Raw genomic sequence first — 16,403 nt, 5'->3', positions numbered from 1 at the left:
ATGGACCCTGAAAACCGGAAGCCCTTGCGGGCAAAAACCGGGGCTTGAGAAAAGTGTTTTCGAGTGGGGGGCATTCGTGGTGGGCAACAGGCGCCTTTTCTTTCCGTATCCCAACGGATTACGCAACGCGGCCTTGATCGCGGCTGCCGGTCTGGGGCTTTCCGTCAGCCAGGCTCTCGCCTTGAGCGAAGTTGTCGTGCGGACCTCGGGCAACAACGAATCCCTCACCGAAACCCTGCGCAACGCCTCGCTTTCGGTGGCCTCGCTTGCAGGCGACACCTCCAATTCGCAGGACGTGGTGACCTCGGCGCGCGCCGACTACGGGCGCATCCTCGGCGCGCTCTACGGCGAGGGCTATTATGCCGGGGTGATCAGCATCAAGGTCGATGGCCGGGAAGCCGCCGACATCCCGCCCTTCTCGCCGCCGTCTCAAGTCAGCCGCATCGTGATCGATGTGGAGCAGGGGCCGCAGTTCAAATTCTCCCGCGCCGAAGTGGCGCCGTTGGCCAAGGGCACCGATCTGCCGAGCGGTTTTGCCAAGGGCGAGATCGCGCGCAGCGGCGTGATCTCCACGGCGGCCAACACCGGTATCCGGGGCTGGCGCAACCGGGGCCACGCCAAGGCGGAACTCAAGAACCAAAGCGTGCGCGCCGACAACCGCGACGCCACGCTCGACACCCAGATCGAGATCGCGCCCGGCCCGCGCCTGACCTTCGGCGCGCTGACGCTGGATAACCGGGGCAAGGTCCGCGACAAACGTGTGCTTCAGATCGCTGGCTACCCGGAAGGCGAAGTCTATTCGCCCGACGAGATCAACGAGGTCACCAAGCGGCTGCGGCGCACCGGCACGTTTTCCACCGCGAACCTGACCGAGGCTGAGGAGATCGGCCCGAACGACACGCTGCCGATGCTGCTGACGGTGGATGATCAGCTGCCCCGCCGCATCGGTTTCGGGGCCGAGATTTCCACCACGGAAGGCCTTGGGGCCACGGCCTACTGGCTGCACCGCAACCTCTTTGGCGGGGCCGAAACCTTCGAGATCCGCGGCGAGATCGCCAATATCGGCGGGCTTGAGGTGGCCACGGGCGGGGTGGATTACTTCCTCGGCACGCGGCTGACGCGCCCGGCGATCTACGGGCCTGATACCAACGGCAACATTTTCGCCTCCATCGAACAGAACGACGATCCGGGCTATTTCGAGCGCAAGGCGTTGGCCGGTGTTTCGGCCACGCGGATCTTCTCGGACGATCTGGAGGCCGAGCTGGGCCTTGGGTTCCGTTACTCGCAATATGACGACGATTTCGGCGAGCGCGAGTTCACCCATTTCGTACTTCCGGCCTCTGTGACATGGGACAAGCGCGACAGCGAGCTTGAGCCGACGCGCGATTTCTACCTGCAGGCCGAGGCTGAGCCCTTTATCGGGGTCGGCGGCGACAGCGCCACCGGCGCGCAGCTTTTCGGTGATCTGCGCGGCTACCTCGGCTTTGGCGAAGATCGCAACTTCGTGCTGGCAGGGCGCTTCCAGATCGGCTCCGTCGTTGGCTCCGATCTGGCGGAAACGCCACCGGATTACCTGTTCTTCTCCGGCGGTGCGGGCACGGTGCGCGGCCACACCTATCAGTCGCTGCAGCTTGAACTGCCCGGCGGGATTGAGACCGGGGGCAAATCCTTCCTCGGCTTCTCGCTGGAGGCGCGCAGCTACGTGACCGAGAGCATCGGCCTTGTCGGCTTCTACGACGTGGGCTTCATCGGGCCGGAATCCTACATCAACGAGGATTACGTCTATCATTCCGGCGTCGGTGTCGGGGTGCGGTACAAATCGCCCATCGGGCCTTTGCGGGTCGATGTGGGCTACCCGCTCGAAGGCGAGGACGAGACGGGCGACATCAAGATTTACATCGGTATAGGGCAGGCGTTCTGATGCGGGTACTGGCCATTGTTCTGTGTTTACTCTGGCCGGTCTGGCTGTTTGCGCAAGATGCGGAAACAGCGCCGGAGGGCGATGGCGGGCGGATCAGCCGGCTGATTGAAAGCAGCCTGTCCGGGCCGGGGCGTCAGGTGACGGTGCGCGGCTTCCGGGGCGCGCTGTCCTCGCGCGCGACGATGGAAGAGCTGATCTTTTCCGACGAGGAAGGCCCCTGGCTGATCCTGCGCAACGCCGCCTTTGACTGGCAGCGCACGGCCCTGTTGCGCCGCCGCCTTGCGGTGAACGAGCTGGTGGCGGAGGAGCTAATCGTCTCCCGCGCGCCCATCGTACCGCCCAGCACCGAGCCGCCGAAGGCCGCCGCGTCCGATGGCTTCAGCCTGCCGCAGCTGCCGGTGTCGGTGGAGATCAACCGCTTCGCACTGGAGCGCATCGAGATCGGCGCGGCGCTGGCCGGGCAGGATCTGGCCGCCACGCTGGGCGGGCGCGTGATCCTGATCGACGGGGAAGGGCTGATCGAAACCGATCTGCAGCGGCTCGACGGGCCGGAAGGCACCTTCCGTTTGAGCGGCAATTATTCCAACAACACCCGCGTGTTGTCGGTGGACCTGGAAGTGGCAGAAGATGCCGGTGGCATCATCGCGAGCCTTGCTGGCATGCCGGGCGCGCCCTCGCTCGATCTGACGGTTCAGGGCGTCGGGCCGCTCGACGATTTCCGCGCCGATCTCCTGCTGGCCACCGATGGCGCGGAGCGCCTCTCTGGGCAGGTGGAACTGCTTACGCAGGACGGTGGCGCCGATACGCCCGATCTGCGCTTCATTGCCGGGCTGGAAGGCGACGTTGCGCCCCTGTTTGCCCCCACCTATCAAGATTTCCTCGGCAACGATCTGCGCCTTTCCGTGGAAGGCGTGCGCCCCGGCGCAGGCGGGCTGGATCTGCAAACGCTCAGCTTTTCGGCGGCCTCCGTGCAGCTTGACGGCGCGCTCTCGCTCGGACCCGACAACTGGCCGCGCACCATCGCGCTCACGGGCGCGATCACGCCGCCGGACGGCGCGGAGCTTGTGCGCCTGCCGCTGGCGGGGCCAGAAACCGATCTGGGCAAACTCGATCTCACGGTCAGCTTCGATCACGAGGCGGGCGACGAGTGGACGGCGGCGCTCTGGCTGCAGCGGCTGGAACGTGAGGGGCTGGCCCTTGGTGTGGCGAGCCTTCTCGGGGAAGGCAGTCTGAAGCGCAAAGAGGGCGACACGCCCGGCTCCGTGACAGCCAACCTGATCCTTGCGGCCTCTGAGCTGGGGCTTGCGGATGAGAAGATCACCGCACTTCTGAGCGATGGGCTTTCCGCCACGGCGTCCGCCGATTGGACGCGGGGCGGCGCGCTCAACATCACCGCTTTTGACGCCAAGGTGGCCGGGGCGGAGGCTTCCGGCACCGCCGTGCTGGCCGATATCGCAGAGGGGCTGAACATCGACGCCGATTTCAGTGCCACACTGGGCGATCTGGCGCTTTATTCCGACATCGCGGGCCTCGATCTGGGCGGCAGCGCCGATCTGCAGCTGCAGGCCAAGGCCGCAGCCCTCACCGGTGCCTTCGACGTGAAGGCCAGCGGTGCGGGGCGGGGCGTGAGCCTTGGCGATCCGGCGCTGGACGGAATCATCGGCGGTGAAAGCCGCTTTAGCTTGAGCGCGCTTCGGGATTCCCAAGGCACCACCCTGCGCGAGCTGTCCGTGAAAGGACGCGACGTGGAACTGAACGCCGACGGGCGCATCACCGAGGAAACCGGCGGCGGCCTGCGCTTTGATGCGCGGGTGGCGAGCCTCACGGCGGAAGGCGACGCGCGCGTCTCCGGCACGACGCTGGGCGCGGATATTGAAACAGACCTGACGGCCGAAATCGGCGATCTGGGCGATTTCGCCGCCCTTGCGGGCCTGCCGCTGGAAGGCACCGTGCGCCTCACGCTGGACGGCGGCGGCAACATCGCCGCGCGCACCTTTGACGCCCGCGCGCAAGGGGCGGCCTCAGGCCTGTCCACCGGCATCCAGCAGGTGGATGCGCTTGTAGGCCAGAGCGCCGCGCTGGACATCGACATCGCCCGTCTGGCCGAAACGCTCGCGGTGCGCAAATTCGCCATCAACGCCAAGGAAGTGGATGTCACCGCCAGCGGCAATGTCACCGAAACCGGCGGTGCGATCGATTTCGACGCCCGCGTGGCCAGTGCCTCGCTGATCGGCCGCGCGCTGTTGTCAGGCCTTGATCCGGCCGCCACGGTGGAGATCGATGCGGAGGCCAAGGTCGACGATCTGGCCCCCTTCGGCGCGCTTGCCGGTCAGGGGCTTTCGGGCGCAGCGGCGCTGGATCTGGCGGGGCGCGTTGCGCTCTCCACGCTGGATTTCGACATCCGCGCCGATGGCACCACCGATCAGCTGCAACTGGGCATCGCGCAGGTCGATCCGCTGCTGGAAGGGCAGACGGCGCTCTCCGTGGATGCTTCCCGCGCGGGCCGCACGATCGACATCCGCAAGCTTGAAATCGACGGCACCCAGATTGGGCTGAACGCGAAGGGCGCTCTGGGCGCGGACTCCGGCGCGTTTGATTTCGACGCGCGGGTGCTCACCGCCACGCTGTCGGGCAATGCTGCCTTGAGCGAGCTGGACAACGGCCCGGCGATTGCGCTGGATGCGACGGCTAAGGTCACCGATCTGGCGCCTTTCAGTGCCATCGCAGGCCAGAGCCTTGCCGGGGCCGCGGATCTGAAACTGGACGGAACGGCCAATGCCAAGAGCCTTGATTTCGACGTGCAGGCCAATGGCGATATCCGCGATGTGGCCGTTGGCATCCCGCAAGTGGATGCGCTGCTGGCGGGCGATACGCTGCTGGCGGTGGACGTCACCAAAGCCGGGCGCGAGATCGAGATCCGCAAGCTCACCGTCAATGGCGAACAGATCGATCTGGACGCCAGCGGCGATGTGGGCCCCGAAGGCGGCACCGTTGCCTTTGACGCCCGCGTGCTGAACGCCGAAGCCAGCGGGCAGGCGCAGGTTTCGGGCATGGATGCCGGGATCGACGTGGCCTTCAACGCCGATGCCACTGTGCCCGATTTGGCCCCGTTCAGCGTCTTTGCCGGGCGCACTTTGGCCGGTGCGGCGCAGCTTGCGCTGGCGGGGCAGGCGACGGTCGAAAGCCGCGATTTCACCCTCACCGCCACGGGCCAGTTACAGGACATTCGCGCCGGGATCGCCGATGTGGACAGGCTCCTCGTTGGGCAGACGACACTGGATCTGGCCGCCGCGAAACAGGGCGAGGAGATTACACTCAGCCGCCTTGAGGTGGATGGCAACGAGCTGGATCTTTCCGCCAGCGGCAGCGTGACCGGCGACAGCGGGCGCATCGATCTGCAGGCGAGCCTGCGCGAGGTGGCCGTTTTCGTGCCCGACATTGCCGGGGGCGCGACGCTGGGTGGGTCGGCCACGCTGGCGGGCAACCGCATCAACGTCGATCTCGATCTGGACACCGACGCCGGTTTTGCCACCGCCGTGGACGGCTCGGTTGCGCGGGATTTCCAGACGGTGAACCTGAACGTCACCGGCACCGCGCCGCTCTCTATCGCGAACAAGTTCATCACCCCGCGCTCGATCATTGGCACGGCGCAGCTTGACGTGGCGGTGAACGGCCCGCCGGCGCTTTCGTCGGTTTCGGGCACGGTTTCGGTGTCCGGTGCACGGTTCTCGGCCCCGACGCTGAAAGTGGCGCTGGATGACATCAACACCCAGATCCGCATCGCGGGCGCGAACCTGACGATCGACGCGGCCACAAATGTCTCGCCGGAAGGGCGCGTGACGGCCAATGGCACGCTGAACCTGAACCCGCCCTTCAACACCAACCTGCAGGTGAACCTCGATGCGGTGCGCCTGACGGACCCGGCGCTCTACGATACGCGCCTGAACGGGCAGATCAGCTTCGTCGGCCCGGCTGCGGGCGGGGCCAACATCGGTGGGGAGATCAACCTCGGCAAGACCGATATCCAGATCCCCACGGCCGCCGTGGGCGCGGGCAGCGTGCCAGCGGGGCTGTTCCATGTGAACGAAACCGCGCCGCAGCGGCTGACGCGCCAGCGGGCGGGGTTCAAGGATGCGAACGAGATTTCCGCCAGCAGCGGGGGCGGGGCCGTTTATGGCCTCGATCTGCGGCTCAACGCGCCGCAGCGGATCAACATCCGGGGCCGGGGGCTCGACATCGAGCTGGGCGGCTCCATCGCTGTTGTCGGCACCACGGCGCGGGTGATCACGGAAGGCGAGTTCGATCTGATCCGGGGCCATCTGGATTTCCTTGGCAAGCGGCTCAACCTCGAAGAGGTGACGATTTCCCTGCTGGGCGATTTCACCCCCTTCATCCGCATCGTCGCCGTGGCCGACATTCCCGATGGGGAAGGGCGCATCGTGATCGATGGCCCTGCGGTGGACCCGGATTTCGAGTTCACCTCCACGCCGGAACTCCCCGAAGACGAGGTGCTGGCGCAGATCCTGTTTGGCGAGTCGATCTCCAACCTCAGCGCGCTACAGGCGGCGGAGCTGGCTTCCTCCATTTCGGAGCTGACCGGCGGCAAGGGCTTCAGCCTGATCTCCGGCATCCGCTCCTCGCTGGGGCTCGATGATCTGAACGTGGAAACCGATTCCGAGGGCAACACCACGGTGCGCGCCGGGCGCTACCTGACCGATAACATCTACACCGACATCGCCGTGGATTCCGAAGGCGAAACCGAGATCAACCTGAACCTCGACATCACCGACAATTTCACCGCGAAGGCCTCGGTGGAGAGCGACGGGGATTCAAGCCTCGGCATCTTCTTCGAGCGCGACTACTAGGCGCTTTTTTCCGATGACCTGAGACTCCGCCAAGCGGTTTCCAAAGCCGGCCCCCTACGCGGGGCCGGTTTCTTTTTGCGTGAATCAACGTTGACCGAATCTCCTCTCTGGCAGTAAACATGAAATATGAATCATTAATCATGTTTTTGGATCGCAGCCCGACGCACCGGGCAGGGGATCTGTTCTCGGGGAGGAGACACACATGAAACGCACGAAGATGAACGGGCTTCTGTCGGGGGTGGCGCTGGCCTGCGCGCTTGGCACCCCGGCGCTGGCCGATATCAAGATCGCCCATGTCTATGGCAAGACCGGCCCGTTCGAGGCCTATGCCAAGCAGAGCCACGAGGGGCTGAAACTGGGCATCGAATATGCCACCGGCGGCACGATGGAAGTGAATGGCGAGAAGATCGTCATCATCGAGAAGGACACCCAGCTCAAGCCCGACATCGGCAAGGCGCTGCTGGAAGAGGCCTATGGCGATGACGAGGTCGATCTGGCGGTGGGGCCGGTGAGCTCGGGCGTGGCGCTGGCCATGCTGCCCGTCGCCGAGGAATACGAGAAGATCCTGATCGTTGAGCCTGCTGTGGCCGACAGCATCACCGGCGAGAACTGGAACCGCTACATCTTCCGAACCGGGCGCAACTCCTCGCAGGATGCCGTGGCCAATGCCGTGGCGCTGGGGGGCGAGAACGTCCATGTGGCAACGCTGGCGCAGGATTACGCCTTTGGCCGCGATGGCGTGTCGGCCTTCCGCGAGGCGCTGGAAACCACGGGCGCCGAGATCGCGCATGAGGAATACGTGCCCACCGACACCACTGATTTCACCGCGGCTGCGGAACGCATCTTCACCGCGATGAAGGATCTGGAGGGCGAGAAGAAGCTCTTCATCATCTGGGCCGGTGGCGGCAACCCGATGGGCAAGATCAACGCGATGGATCCCTCGCGCTTCGGCATCGAGATCGCGACCGGTGGCAACATCCTGGCCGCGCTGACGGCCTACAAGGAACTGCCGGGCATGGAAGGGGCGACGTATTACTACTACGAGATTCCGCAGAACCCGGTGAACGACTGGCTGGTGAAAGAGCATTTCGCCCGCTTCGACAGCCCGCCGGATTTCTTCACCGCAGGCGGCATGTCGGCTGGCATCGCTGTTGTGGAAGCGCTGAAGAAAGCCGGCTCCACCGACACCGAGGATCTCATCACCGCCATGGAAGGCATGGAGTGGGAAACGCCGAAGGGCAAAATGATGTTCCGCCCGGAAGATCATCAGGCGCTTCAGAGCATGTATCACTTCAAGACGGTGGTGAAAGACGGCGTGGATTATGGCGTGCCCGAGCTCGTGCGCGAGCTGACGATCAAGGACATGCCGATCCCGATCCGCAACCAGTAAGCCTCAGCCAAACTACAGGGGCGGGGGGCCTCCCCCGCCCGAACCCCAAAGGGCGGTACGCCTGCCTCGGATCCTCCATGACACAGCCTCTTCTGGAAACCCGCGATCTCACCGTGCGGTTCGGCGGCCATGTGGCCGTTGACGCCGTGAGTTGCGCCTTCGCCCCCGGCGAGCTGACAGCCATCGTCGGCCCCAATGGTGCGGGAAAAACCACTTATTTCAACCTGATCTCCGGCCAGATCCCGGCCACGGGCGGCACCGTGCGCCTCAACGGGCGCGACATCAGCCGCGCCTCCGTGGCGCAGCGCACCCGCGCCGGGATCGGCCGCGCCTTCCAGCTGACGAACCTGTTTCCGAACCTCTCGGTGCTGGAAAACGTCCGGCTGGTGATCCAGGCCAAGGCGCAGAAGGGCTTCAGCCTTTTCACCATGGCCGACAGCCACGCCGAAATCCTTGAGGCCGCCGAGGCCGTGGTGGACCGCGTGCGCCTCACCGCCTACCGCGACCAGACGGTTTCGGAGCTTTCCCACGGCAACCAGCGCAAGCTGGAAGTGGCCCTGCTGATCGCGCTCGATCCGCTTGTCTACATGTTCGACGAGCCAACCGCCGGCATGAGCGTGGATGAAGCCCCCGTGGTGCTGGATCTGATCGCCGAACTGAAGGCCGACAAAAGCCGCACCATCCTGCTCGTGGAGCACAAGATGGACGTGATCCGCACGCTCGCGGACCGCATCATCGTGCTGCACAACGGTGCTTTGGCCGCTGATGGTCAGCCGGTGGAAGTCATGGCCAGCGACGTGGTGCAGGAAGCTTACATGGGAAAGGCGCTGGAAGATGTCTGATCCGATCCTGCGCCTTGAGGGCGTTTACACCAACATCGCGCAATACCACATCCTGCAAGGGGTGGATCTGGAGGTGCCGCGCGGGCAGGTCACCATGCTGCTGGGCCGCAATGGCGTCGGCAAGACAACGACGCTGCGCACGATCATGGGCCTTTGGAAGGCGCATCAGGGGGCGATCCTGTTTGACGGGCAGGACATCCGCGCGCTGCCGACCCCTGTGATTGCCCGCTCCGGCATCGGATTTGTGCCTGAAAACATGGGGATATTCACCGATCTTACAGTAGAGGAAAACATGATCCTCGCCGCGGCCTCCGGCCCGATCAAGCCGGAGCGGCTGGAGTGGATCTTCGGCGCTTTTCCGCCCCTGCGCACCTTCTGGAAGAGCGAGGCCGGCAACCTTTCGGGCGGGCAGAAGCAGATGCTCTCGATCGCCCGCGCCATGATCGAGGAGCGCAAGCTCTACCTGATCGACGAACCCACCAAGGGGCTCGCCCCCGCCATCATCGCGACTATGGCCGCCGCCCTGCGCGATCTGAAAGCGCAAGGCGCGTCGATCCTGCTGGTGGAACAGAATTTCGCCGTCGCCAAAATGCTGGGCGATGCCTGCGTCGTGATGGACGATGGCCGCACCGCCTGGAGCGGCCCGATGGCAGAGCTTGCCGCAGATGCCGCCCTGCAGGAACGCCTGATGGGCCTGAACATGGAGGCCTCATGAGCGCCGCCCCCGATCATACCCCGACCTTCGCGCAGACCAGCCTCACTGATCGCCTCGGCAAAGCCATGCCGCTGCTGCTGGTGCCGGTGCTGGCCTTGCTCGGCTTCCTTGCCATTCCGGCCACCTCCTCGTGGCTCACGCTTACCGTCTCGGGCCTCGCCATGGGCATGATGATCTTCATCATGGCCTCGGGCATGACGCTTGTTTTCGGCCTGATGGACGTGATCAACTTCGGCCATGGCGCCTTCATCTCGGTGGGTGCTTTCGTGGGCATCTCCGTGCTGCTCGCCATGGGCAGCCTGACGGCCTCACCTTCGCTTTTCCTCAATCTTTCCGTGCTCTTGCTGGCCGTTCTTGCCGCAATGCTGGCAACGGGGGCCTTGGGCTGGGCCTTTGAAAAGGTGATCGTTGAGCCTGTCTATGGCGCGCACTTGAAGCAGATCCTTGTCACCATGGGCGGGCTGATCATCATCGAACAGCTGATCGTCATGCTCTGGGGCCCGGAAGAGATCTTCCTCACCCGCCCCGAAGCGCTGAAAGGCGCCATCACATTCGCAGGGGCCGCGATCGAGAAATATCGTTTGGTTGCGGTAGGTTTCGGCCTGATCCTCTTCCTCGCCATGCGCTACGTGCTGCGTGCCACCAAGATCGGCCTGATCGTGCGGGCGGGCGTTGAGAACGGCGAAATGGTCGAGGCGCTTGGCTACCGGCTGCGCATCGTCTTCATCGGGGTCTTCATCGCCGGAAGCGCGCTTGCCGGCCTCGGCGGGGTGATGTGGGGCCTCTATCAAGAGGTCATCACCGCCCATATGGGGGCCAACATCATGGTTCTGGTGTTCATCGTGGTGATCATCGGCGGGCTCGGTTCGGTAGAGGGCTGCTTCATCGGAGCACTTCTGGTGGGGCTGCTGCAAAACTACGTGGCCTTCCTGGAACCCAAGCTCGCGCTCATCTCCAATATCGGCCTGATGGTTGCCATCCTGATGTGGCGTCCGCAGGGCATGATGCCTGTCGTGAAGGCGAAGTGATATGCTGATCAAACTCATCTCCGGCGACCGCCCGCGCAGCCCTGTGCTGGCCTTGGTCCTGCTCGCCATCCTCATCGGCCTCGCCTTCGCACCCTTCCTCTTTCCCGGCACGCGGTCGCTGGATACAGCCGCACGGATCTGCATTTTCATCGTGCTTGTTGCCAGTTACGACCTTTTGCTCGGCTACGCGGGCATCGTGAGCTTCGCCCATACAATGTTCTTCGGCATGGGCGCCTACGGCGTGGCGCTCGCCAGCTTGCACATGGGGCGAGGTTTCGATGCGCTGCTCGTGGGGACGCTCTCGGGCGCGCTGGTGGCGGCCTTCTTCGCCCTGCTGATCGGGCTGTTCTCCCTGCGAGTGCGCGCGATCTTCTTCGCCATGATCACCCTTGCCGTGGCCTCCGCCGTGGCGGTGCTGGTGAGCCAGCTGTCGGGCCTCACCGGGGGCGAAGACGGGCTGAACTACAAGATCCCGCGCGCGCTGACCTCCGCGCAGAAATACATGGATGAAAAGCTCTTCGGCGTCACCATCAACGGCAAGATCGCCAATTATTACCTCGTCTTTACAGGGGCTTTGGTAATCTTCCTCATGTTGCTGCGCATCGTGAACTCCCCCTTCGGACGCGTGCTTCAGGCCATCCGGGAGAACGACTTCCGTACTGAGGCGATTGGCTACCGGGTCGTCTACTACCGCACCGCGGCCACCTGCCTGTCGGCTGTGGCCGCCGCGCTGGCCGGGTCGCTCTTCGCGATTTGGCTGCGTTACGTCGGGCCCGATACCACGCTGTCCTTCGAGATCATGATCGACATCCTGCTGATGGTGGTGATCGGGGGCATGGGCACGATGTATGGCGCGGTGGTCGGCGCGACGCTTTTCGTGCTGGCACAAAGCTACCTGCAGTCGCTGATGGGCGCGGCCTCCGAGGCGCTCGCCGGGGTGCCGCTGCTGCCCGTGCTGCTCAACCCGGACCGCTGGCTGCTCTGGCTCGGCATCCTCTTCGTGCTCAGCGTCTATTTCTTCCCCTCCGGAATCGTCGGCCGCCTGCGCGAAGGGCGCACCCGGTGAGCCTGCCCACGCTCCTCTGCCTGCACGGCTGGACGATGGACGGCAGCCTCTTCGCCGATCTCGCGCGCCGCCTTGAAGGGCGCGCGCAGGTGCTGGCGCCGGATCTGCCGGGGCACGGGGGGTGTGATCCGCAATACGCTGCCACGCTCGAAGGCTGCAGTGCATTCATCAAGGCGCAGCTGGAAGAGATCCAGGGGCCGGTCGTCCTGCTCGGCTGGTCCATGGGCGCGGCGGCGACGTGGCGTTACCTGCAGGATCATGGTCAGGCCCGCGTGGCCGGGCTGATCACGGTGGACATGAGCCCGCGCATCACCTGCACGCCGGACTGGCCGCTGGGCCTCAAAGGCCAGTCTGAGGCGCGCATCGCAGCCGCCACAGCCCGCTTCGCGGCGGATTGGCACGCCAGCGCCCCGGTGCTGGCCAAGGGCATGTTCGCAGAGGGGCGCAACCTGCGCGACGTGCCTTGTGCCTCCGAACTGATCGCCAAGATCCGTGCGCAGGACCCGCAAAAAATGGTGCAGATGTGGCGCTCGCTCATCGAAATGGACGCGCGCCCGCTCATCCCCAGCCTCACCTTGCCCTGGAGCCTTTTTGCCGGGGTGCGCAGCCGCGTCTACCCGCTGGCTGTTGCCGATTGGCTCAAGTCCCAAGCCCCGCAAGCCACGCCGGAGGTCTTCGAAGCCTCTGGTCATTCGCCCCTTCTGGAAGAGCCTGAGGCTTTTGCGCAATCCGTGGCGGCCTTCCTGGCCCGGATCGGGTAGGGGGGGCGCTGCCCCCCGTCCTTTCAGGACTCCCCCCGAGGTATTTGGTGCGAGAGGAAGGGGGCCCCATCTTCTGACGGAAAATATCCCGGGGTGCGGGGCGGAGCCCCGCTCTAAAGTCTTCCGGTGTCTTTTGCGAGCACGAGGGCGCGGCCTTCGGCAATGAGGGTGCCATCTTCGCTACGGGCCGTGGCCCAAAGATCAACGAGGTGTTTTTCCGGGCGCAGGCGGGTGATTTCCACCCGTGCGGTGACGGTGGACTCAAGTGGGGCCGCTGAAAGGTAGCGGATGTCCTGCTTCAGGTAGTTCGTGCCGGGGCCGGGAAGTTCGACTCCCAGCAGGTGGGAAAACAGCGCTGCGATCAGCGGTTCGGGCACGTGATCCGGGGCCGTGTTCAAACCTGCAAGCGTGGCGAAATCTACCATGTCCTGCGCGGTGAAGCGGCGGCTTTGTTCGGCGATATCTCCAGTTTTCACAGCGCGACCTCCGCTTCGCCAAGGAAGACCTCTTCGCCCGTGGCTTCCCGCGTGGCGCGGAAGCGGGCGGAGGTGGCGGCGGGAAAGGTGATGTCCAGCACGAGCGGCTCTTCGGTGAAGGAAGGGTTGGGAAACATCATGCTTTGGGAGAACTGCCGCGCCTGCGGATGGGCGTTGCGCAGCAGGCCCCAGAACTTGCTGTAGATCAGCATCCCGTGAGAAACGGTGCGCCCGAAGCGGGTCCGGGCGGAGAAACCCGGGTCCATGTGGATCGGGTTATCATCGCCGGAAATGCGGGCGAAGGCGTCGAAATCGGCCTGGCTGGGCACCCAGCGCAGGGTCAGGGGTTCGGGCATTTGTGCAGATCCTTCAGATCGGGTTTGCGGACCTTGCCGGCGGCGGTGCGGGGGAGATCTTCGACAAGGGTGAAGCTTTTCGGGATCTTGTAGGCGGCGAGCCGTTCGCGGCACCAGCCGGGCAGGGCGGCCAGATCCGGTGTGCGGCCTGCGCGCGGGATCAGGTACGCTGCGCCAACCTCGCCCCACTGTGCATCCGGCACGCCGATCACGGCGGCCTCCAGCACGTCGGGGTGGTGGTTCAGCACGCGCTCCACTTCTGCCGGGTAGACGTTCTCGCCGCCGGAGATGAACATGTCCTTGATGCGGTCCACGATGGCGTAATAGCCCTCACGATCTCGCTGCGCGATGTCGCCGGATTTGAGCCAGCCATCTGGGGTGAAAGCGGCTTGCGTGGCTTCAGCGTTCTCAAAATAGCCGGGCGTGATCGCTGGGCCGCGCATCTGCACTTCGCCCGCGCCTGTTTCGCCTTGGGCGACGCCATCAAGCCGCACCTCGGTGAGCATCTGCGCCTTGCCGACGGAGCCGATCTTGCGCGCAGCGCTGGCGGCGTCCATCAGGAAGGCGGTGGGGCCGGTTTCCGTCATGCCGAAGCCGTTGCAGATCAGGCAGCCGCGCTCGGCGAAGACCTGGATCAGCGGCTCGGGCAGGGGGGCGCCGCCGCAGCCCATGCGCAGGGCGGACCAATCCACCTGCGCCATATCCGCCGAGAGCGAGAAGGCCTGAAAGATCGCGGGCACGCCGAAGAACTGGGTGATCTCGCCTTGGGCCAGCAGCGCCAGCAGGTCGGCCGGTTCGAACTTGGGGAAGATGTGGCTGCGCCCGCCCGACAGGAACAGGGGCATCGTGTAGAGGTTGATCCCGGCGGTGTGAAAGAGCGGCAGGAAATTCACCGAAGTGTCCGCGCCTGTCAGCCCGATGGCCTGCCCGATGTTGACTGTATTGGCCCAGCACATCCGCGCCGTCTGGATCACGGCTTTGGGCGTGCCGGTGGTGCCGGAGGTGAAAAGCAGATACCAGGGCTTGGTGGCGTCCACCATGCGCGGCGGCAGGGGCGGATGGCTGCGAAGGGCGGCATAGGCGGGGCCGTCGAAAGCGACGGTTTGCAAGCCAAGCGTGGCGGCGAGGCTTTCGGCGGTGGCGGCGCAGGGGGCATCATGCAGCAGGTGGCGCAGGCCGATCTGCTGTGCCACGGGCGCGAGCTCTGCCGGGGGCTGACGCCAGTTCAGCGGCGCAAGGATCACGCCCGCGCGCTGGCAGGCCATCAGCAGGATGAAAAACTCGGCTCGGTTGTGGCAGAGCACGCCAAGGCGATCTCCGGGGGCAAGGCCAAGCTCTGTCACGAGCCCGGCGGCGATCCGGCCCACTTCGGCCTCGATCTGCGCGAAACTCCACTGCCTGCCGGTGCCCATGTCGATAAACGCGGTTGCCTCTGGGCTAAGCTCGGCGCGTTTGGCGGCCATGTCGGGGATGGTGTCAAACATCGGCGGTCTGCCTCTGGCTGCAGAAGGCCTCCATCGCGGCGCGGGTGTGCGGGCGGGCGATGGCTTCGCGGAAGGCGGCCTGCTCAGCGGCGAGGCCGGCCTTCGCGGCGGCTTGCGCGGCTTCTGTCCAGAGTAGGGCTTTGGTGGCACGGGCCGTGTGCAGGCGGGCTGGCTGGCTGAGGCTCCGCGCCAGGGCGTACCCGGCATTAGAAAGGGTTTCGGCGGCACAGGGCGCGCTGCTGAGGCCAAGCTGCGCGGCCTCATGGGCGGTGACGCGCCTGTCCTGCAGCAGCCATTGGCCCGCAGCCTGCGCGCCGATGCGGCCGGGCAGCAGGGCCGTCCAGCCCCCGTCGGGCGCGAAGCCGACCGTGCCGTAGTAGGGCTGCAGGAAGGCGTCCTCGGAGAGCAGGGTCACGTCGGCGGCAAAGAGCAGCCCTGCGCCGCCGCCGGTGATCGCGCCTTGAGCGCAGGTGATCACGGGGCCGGGGAAGGCGATGAGGCGCAGCAGCAGGGCGTGCAGCGCGCCCACAAGCGTGTCGGCAAAGGTCTCGGCGCGGTTTTCCCGCGCGGCGGCGAGAAACAGGGAGACATCGCCGCCGGTGCAGAATTGCGCCCCTTCCGCGCGGATCAAGAGCACCGCTGCGCCTGCGGTTTCGGCCCTATCAAGCGCGGCGTTGAAATCCGCCAGAAGGGCGGGCGTGAGCCGGTTGTGGCTTGCGGGTGCGTTCAGGCTGACCACGCCAAAGGGCGCGCCACCTTCCTGCTTTAGAAGCTCAAAAGTCACAAGGGGCGCGCTGCAGCTCATTTGCGCAGCCCGTTTTCGATCAGGTCGAACGCATCTTCCACCACGGCGCGCACATCGGCCTTGGGATCCCAGAGCACGTAGCGCTCTCCCAATGTCTTGGCCATGCCCATCAGCGCCCAGGCCCGGACCTCGGCATTGCCTGCGCGGATCTCGCCATCGGCCTCGGCGGCTTCAAGCTGATCCTGATAGGCCTGCGCGAAGCGGGAGAAGTAATCGTGATAGGCCTGCGGATCGACAAAACGGGCTTCCTCCACCACACGGTACAACTCGGGCCGCTCGGCGACGAACTGCAGGAAGGCCTCAAGCCCGCGTTTTTCGGCCTCAAGCCGGGAGGGGCTGCCGGCCACCGCCTGCGCGATGCGTTCGCGGGTCAGATCGCCCATCTCGGCCACGAGCTGGGAAAAGATCTCTTCCTTGCCGGAGAAGTAGATGTAGAGTGTGCCCTGCGCCGTCTGCGCCTCGGTGGTGATGTCGGAGATCGAGGCATCGGTGAAGCCGAGGCGGCCAAAGACCTTTTCGGCAGCCCGCAGGATCTGTTCGCGCCGCGCCCGTCCGCGCTTGGTTTTGGGGAGCTGGATCTCGGTCATATGGCGGCTGTGCCTTGCGCTTGGGATGCCTTTCACCAACATGAATGGTGACTCATGTTTCACTATCATTCGGCAGCGGTTGCGTCAAGCCGCGCAGGGGGTATGCT

Annotated in this window: 13 protein-coding genes; 8 read left to right on the top strand and 5 right to left on the bottom strand. The window is 65.2% G+C overall.

The window, feature by feature from the left end; translation table 11 throughout:
- Positions 1-133 precede the first annotated feature (133 nt).
- The 8 genes from KVX96_RS11540 (at position 134) to KVX96_RS11505 (ending at position 12,588) form a co-directional block, all read left to right on the top strand.
- A complete protein-coding gene (locus KVX96_RS11540) occupies positions 134-1,921 on the top strand; it encodes an autotransporter assembly complex protein TamA (protein WP_261194597.1) in 1,788 nt (595 codons plus the stop codon).
- Positions 1,921-6,786 carry a translocation/assembly module TamB domain-containing protein gene (locus KVX96_RS11535; RefSeq protein ID WP_261194596.1) on the top strand — a complete coding sequence of 1,622 codons (4,866 nt, stop codon included), beginning with the start codon at positions 1,921-1,923 and terminating at the stop codon, positions 6,784-6,786. Before KVX96_RS11540 ends, KVX96_RS11535 begins: the two co-directional genes overlap by 1 nt.
- A gap of 202 nt (positions 6,787-6,988) precedes the next feature.
- Positions 6,989-8,176 (top strand): substrate-binding domain-containing protein, encoded by a 1,188-nt coding sequence (locus tag KVX96_RS11530; RefSeq protein ID WP_261194595.1) that lies wholly within the window; start codon positions 6,989-6,991, stop codon positions 8,174-8,176.
- Between the two features lie 77 nt (positions 8,177-8,253).
- Positions 8,254-9,018 (top strand): ABC transporter ATP-binding protein, encoded by a 765-nt coding sequence (locus KVX96_RS11525; protein WP_261194594.1) that lies wholly within the window; start codon positions 8,254-8,256, stop codon positions 9,016-9,018.
- Complete coding sequence (locus KVX96_RS11520; RefSeq protein ID WP_261194593.1) at positions 9,011-9,733, top strand: ABC transporter ATP-binding protein; 723 nt, start codon at positions 9,011-9,013, stop codon at positions 9,731-9,733. The genes KVX96_RS11525 and KVX96_RS11520 overlap by 8 nt, the downstream gene beginning before the upstream one ends.
- Positions 9,730-10,761, top strand: a complete 1,032-nt coding sequence (locus KVX96_RS11515) for a branched-chain amino acid ABC transporter permease (protein ID WP_261194592.1) — start codon at positions 9,730-9,732, stop codon at positions 10,759-10,761. Before KVX96_RS11520 ends, KVX96_RS11515 begins: the two co-directional genes overlap by 4 nt.
- A 1-nt stretch (position 10,762) precedes the next feature.
- On the top strand, positions 10,763-11,827 hold the full coding sequence (locus KVX96_RS11510) for a branched-chain amino acid ABC transporter permease (RefSeq protein ID WP_261194591.1): 1,065 nt from the start codon (positions 10,763-10,765) through the stop codon (positions 11,825-11,827).
- A complete protein-coding gene (locus KVX96_RS11505; RefSeq protein WP_261194590.1) occupies positions 11,824-12,588 on the top strand; it encodes an alpha/beta fold hydrolase in 765 nt (254 codons plus the stop codon). Before KVX96_RS11510 ends, KVX96_RS11505 begins: the two co-directional genes overlap by 4 nt.
- Before the next feature lie 113 nt (positions 12,589-12,701).
- Here the strand turns inward: KVX96_RS11505 and KVX96_RS11500 are convergent, their stop codons facing one another.
- From KVX96_RS11500 to KVX96_RS11480, 5 genes are read right to left on the bottom strand one after another with little or no spacing between them, the layout of a single operon-like run.
- A complete protein-coding gene (locus tag KVX96_RS11500; RefSeq protein WP_261194589.1) occupies positions 12,702-13,064 on the bottom strand; it encodes a phosphate acetyltransferase in 363 nt (120 codons plus the stop codon).
- Complete coding sequence (locus KVX96_RS11495) at positions 13,061-13,420, bottom strand: MaoC/PaaZ C-terminal domain-containing protein (RefSeq protein WP_261194587.1); 360 nt, start codon at positions 13,418-13,420, stop codon at positions 13,061-13,063. Before KVX96_RS11495 ends, KVX96_RS11500 begins: the two co-directional genes overlap by 4 nt.
- The gene (locus KVX96_RS11490; protein ID WP_261194585.1) at positions 13,405-14,904 is read right to left on the bottom strand and encodes a class I adenylate-forming enzyme family protein; all 1,500 of its coding nucleotides are present in this window, start codon (positions 14,902-14,904) and stop codon (positions 13,405-13,407) included. The genes KVX96_RS11495 and KVX96_RS11490 overlap by 16 nt, the downstream gene beginning before the upstream one ends.
- Positions 14,897-15,709: an enoyl-CoA hydratase/isomerase family protein gene (locus KVX96_RS11485; protein WP_261194583.1), complete on the bottom strand. Its 813-nt coding sequence runs from the start codon at positions 15,707-15,709 to the stop codon at positions 14,897-14,899. Before KVX96_RS11485 ends, KVX96_RS11490 begins: the two co-directional genes overlap by 8 nt.
- Entirely contained in the window at positions 15,706-16,296 is a 591-nt protein-coding gene (locus KVX96_RS11480; protein ID WP_261194582.1) for a TetR/AcrR family transcriptional regulator, read from the bottom strand. The genes KVX96_RS11485 and KVX96_RS11480 overlap by 4 nt, the downstream gene beginning before the upstream one ends.
- Positions 16,297-16,403 lie beyond the last annotated feature (107 nt).

Origin of the sequence: Pseudoruegeria sp. SHC-113 (assembly GCF_025376885.1) — a bacterium.
In the GTDB taxonomy this organism is placed as follows: domain Bacteria; phylum Pseudomonadota; class Alphaproteobacteria; order Rhodobacterales; family Rhodobacteraceae; genus Pseudoruegeria.
Note: the sequence above shows the minus strand (reverse complement) of the source record. Positions and strands in the feature narration are given on the sequence as shown.

What these genes read in the sequence shown, in the direction of transcription:
- KVX96_RS11535 (WP_261194596.1), top strand. Translation starts at nt 1,921, where the DNA reads ATGCGGGTACTGGCCATTGTTCTGTGTTTACTCTGGCCGGTCTGGCTG.
- KVX96_RS11530 (WP_261194595.1), top strand. Translation starts at nt 6,989, where the DNA reads ATGAAACGCACGAAGATGAACGGGCTTCTGTCGGGGGTGGCGCTGGCC.
- KVX96_RS11525 (WP_261194594.1), top strand. Translation starts at nt 8,254, where the DNA reads ATGACACAGCCTCTTCTGGAAACCCGCGATCTCACCGTGCGGTTCGGC.
- KVX96_RS11520 (WP_261194593.1), top strand. Translation starts at nt 9,011, where the DNA reads ATGTCTGATCCGATCCTGCGCCTTGAGGGCGTTTACACCAACATCGCG.
- KVX96_RS11515 (WP_261194592.1), top strand. Translation starts at nt 9,730, where the DNA reads ATGAGCGCCGCCCCCGATCATACCCCGACCTTCGCGCAGACCAGCCTC.
- KVX96_RS11510 (WP_261194591.1), top strand. Translation starts at nt 10,763, where the DNA reads ATGCTGATCAAACTCATCTCCGGCGACCGCCCGCGCAGCCCTGTGCTG.
- KVX96_RS11495 (WP_261194587.1), bottom strand. Translation starts at nt 13,420, where the DNA reads ATGCCCGAACCCCTGACCCTGCGCTGGGTGCCCAGCCAGGCCGATTTC.
- KVX96_RS11490 (WP_261194585.1), bottom strand. Translation starts at nt 14,904, where the DNA reads ATGTTTGACACCATCCCCGACATGGCCGCCAAACGCGCCGAGCTTAGC.
- KVX96_RS11485 (WP_261194583.1), bottom strand. Translation starts at nt 15,709, where the DNA reads ATGAGCTGCAGCGCGCCCCTTGTGACTTTTGAGCTTCTAAAGCAGGAA.
- KVX96_RS11480 (WP_261194582.1), bottom strand. Translation starts at nt 16,296, where the DNA reads ATGACCGAGATCCAGCTCCCCAAAACCAAGCGCGGACGGGCGCGGCGC.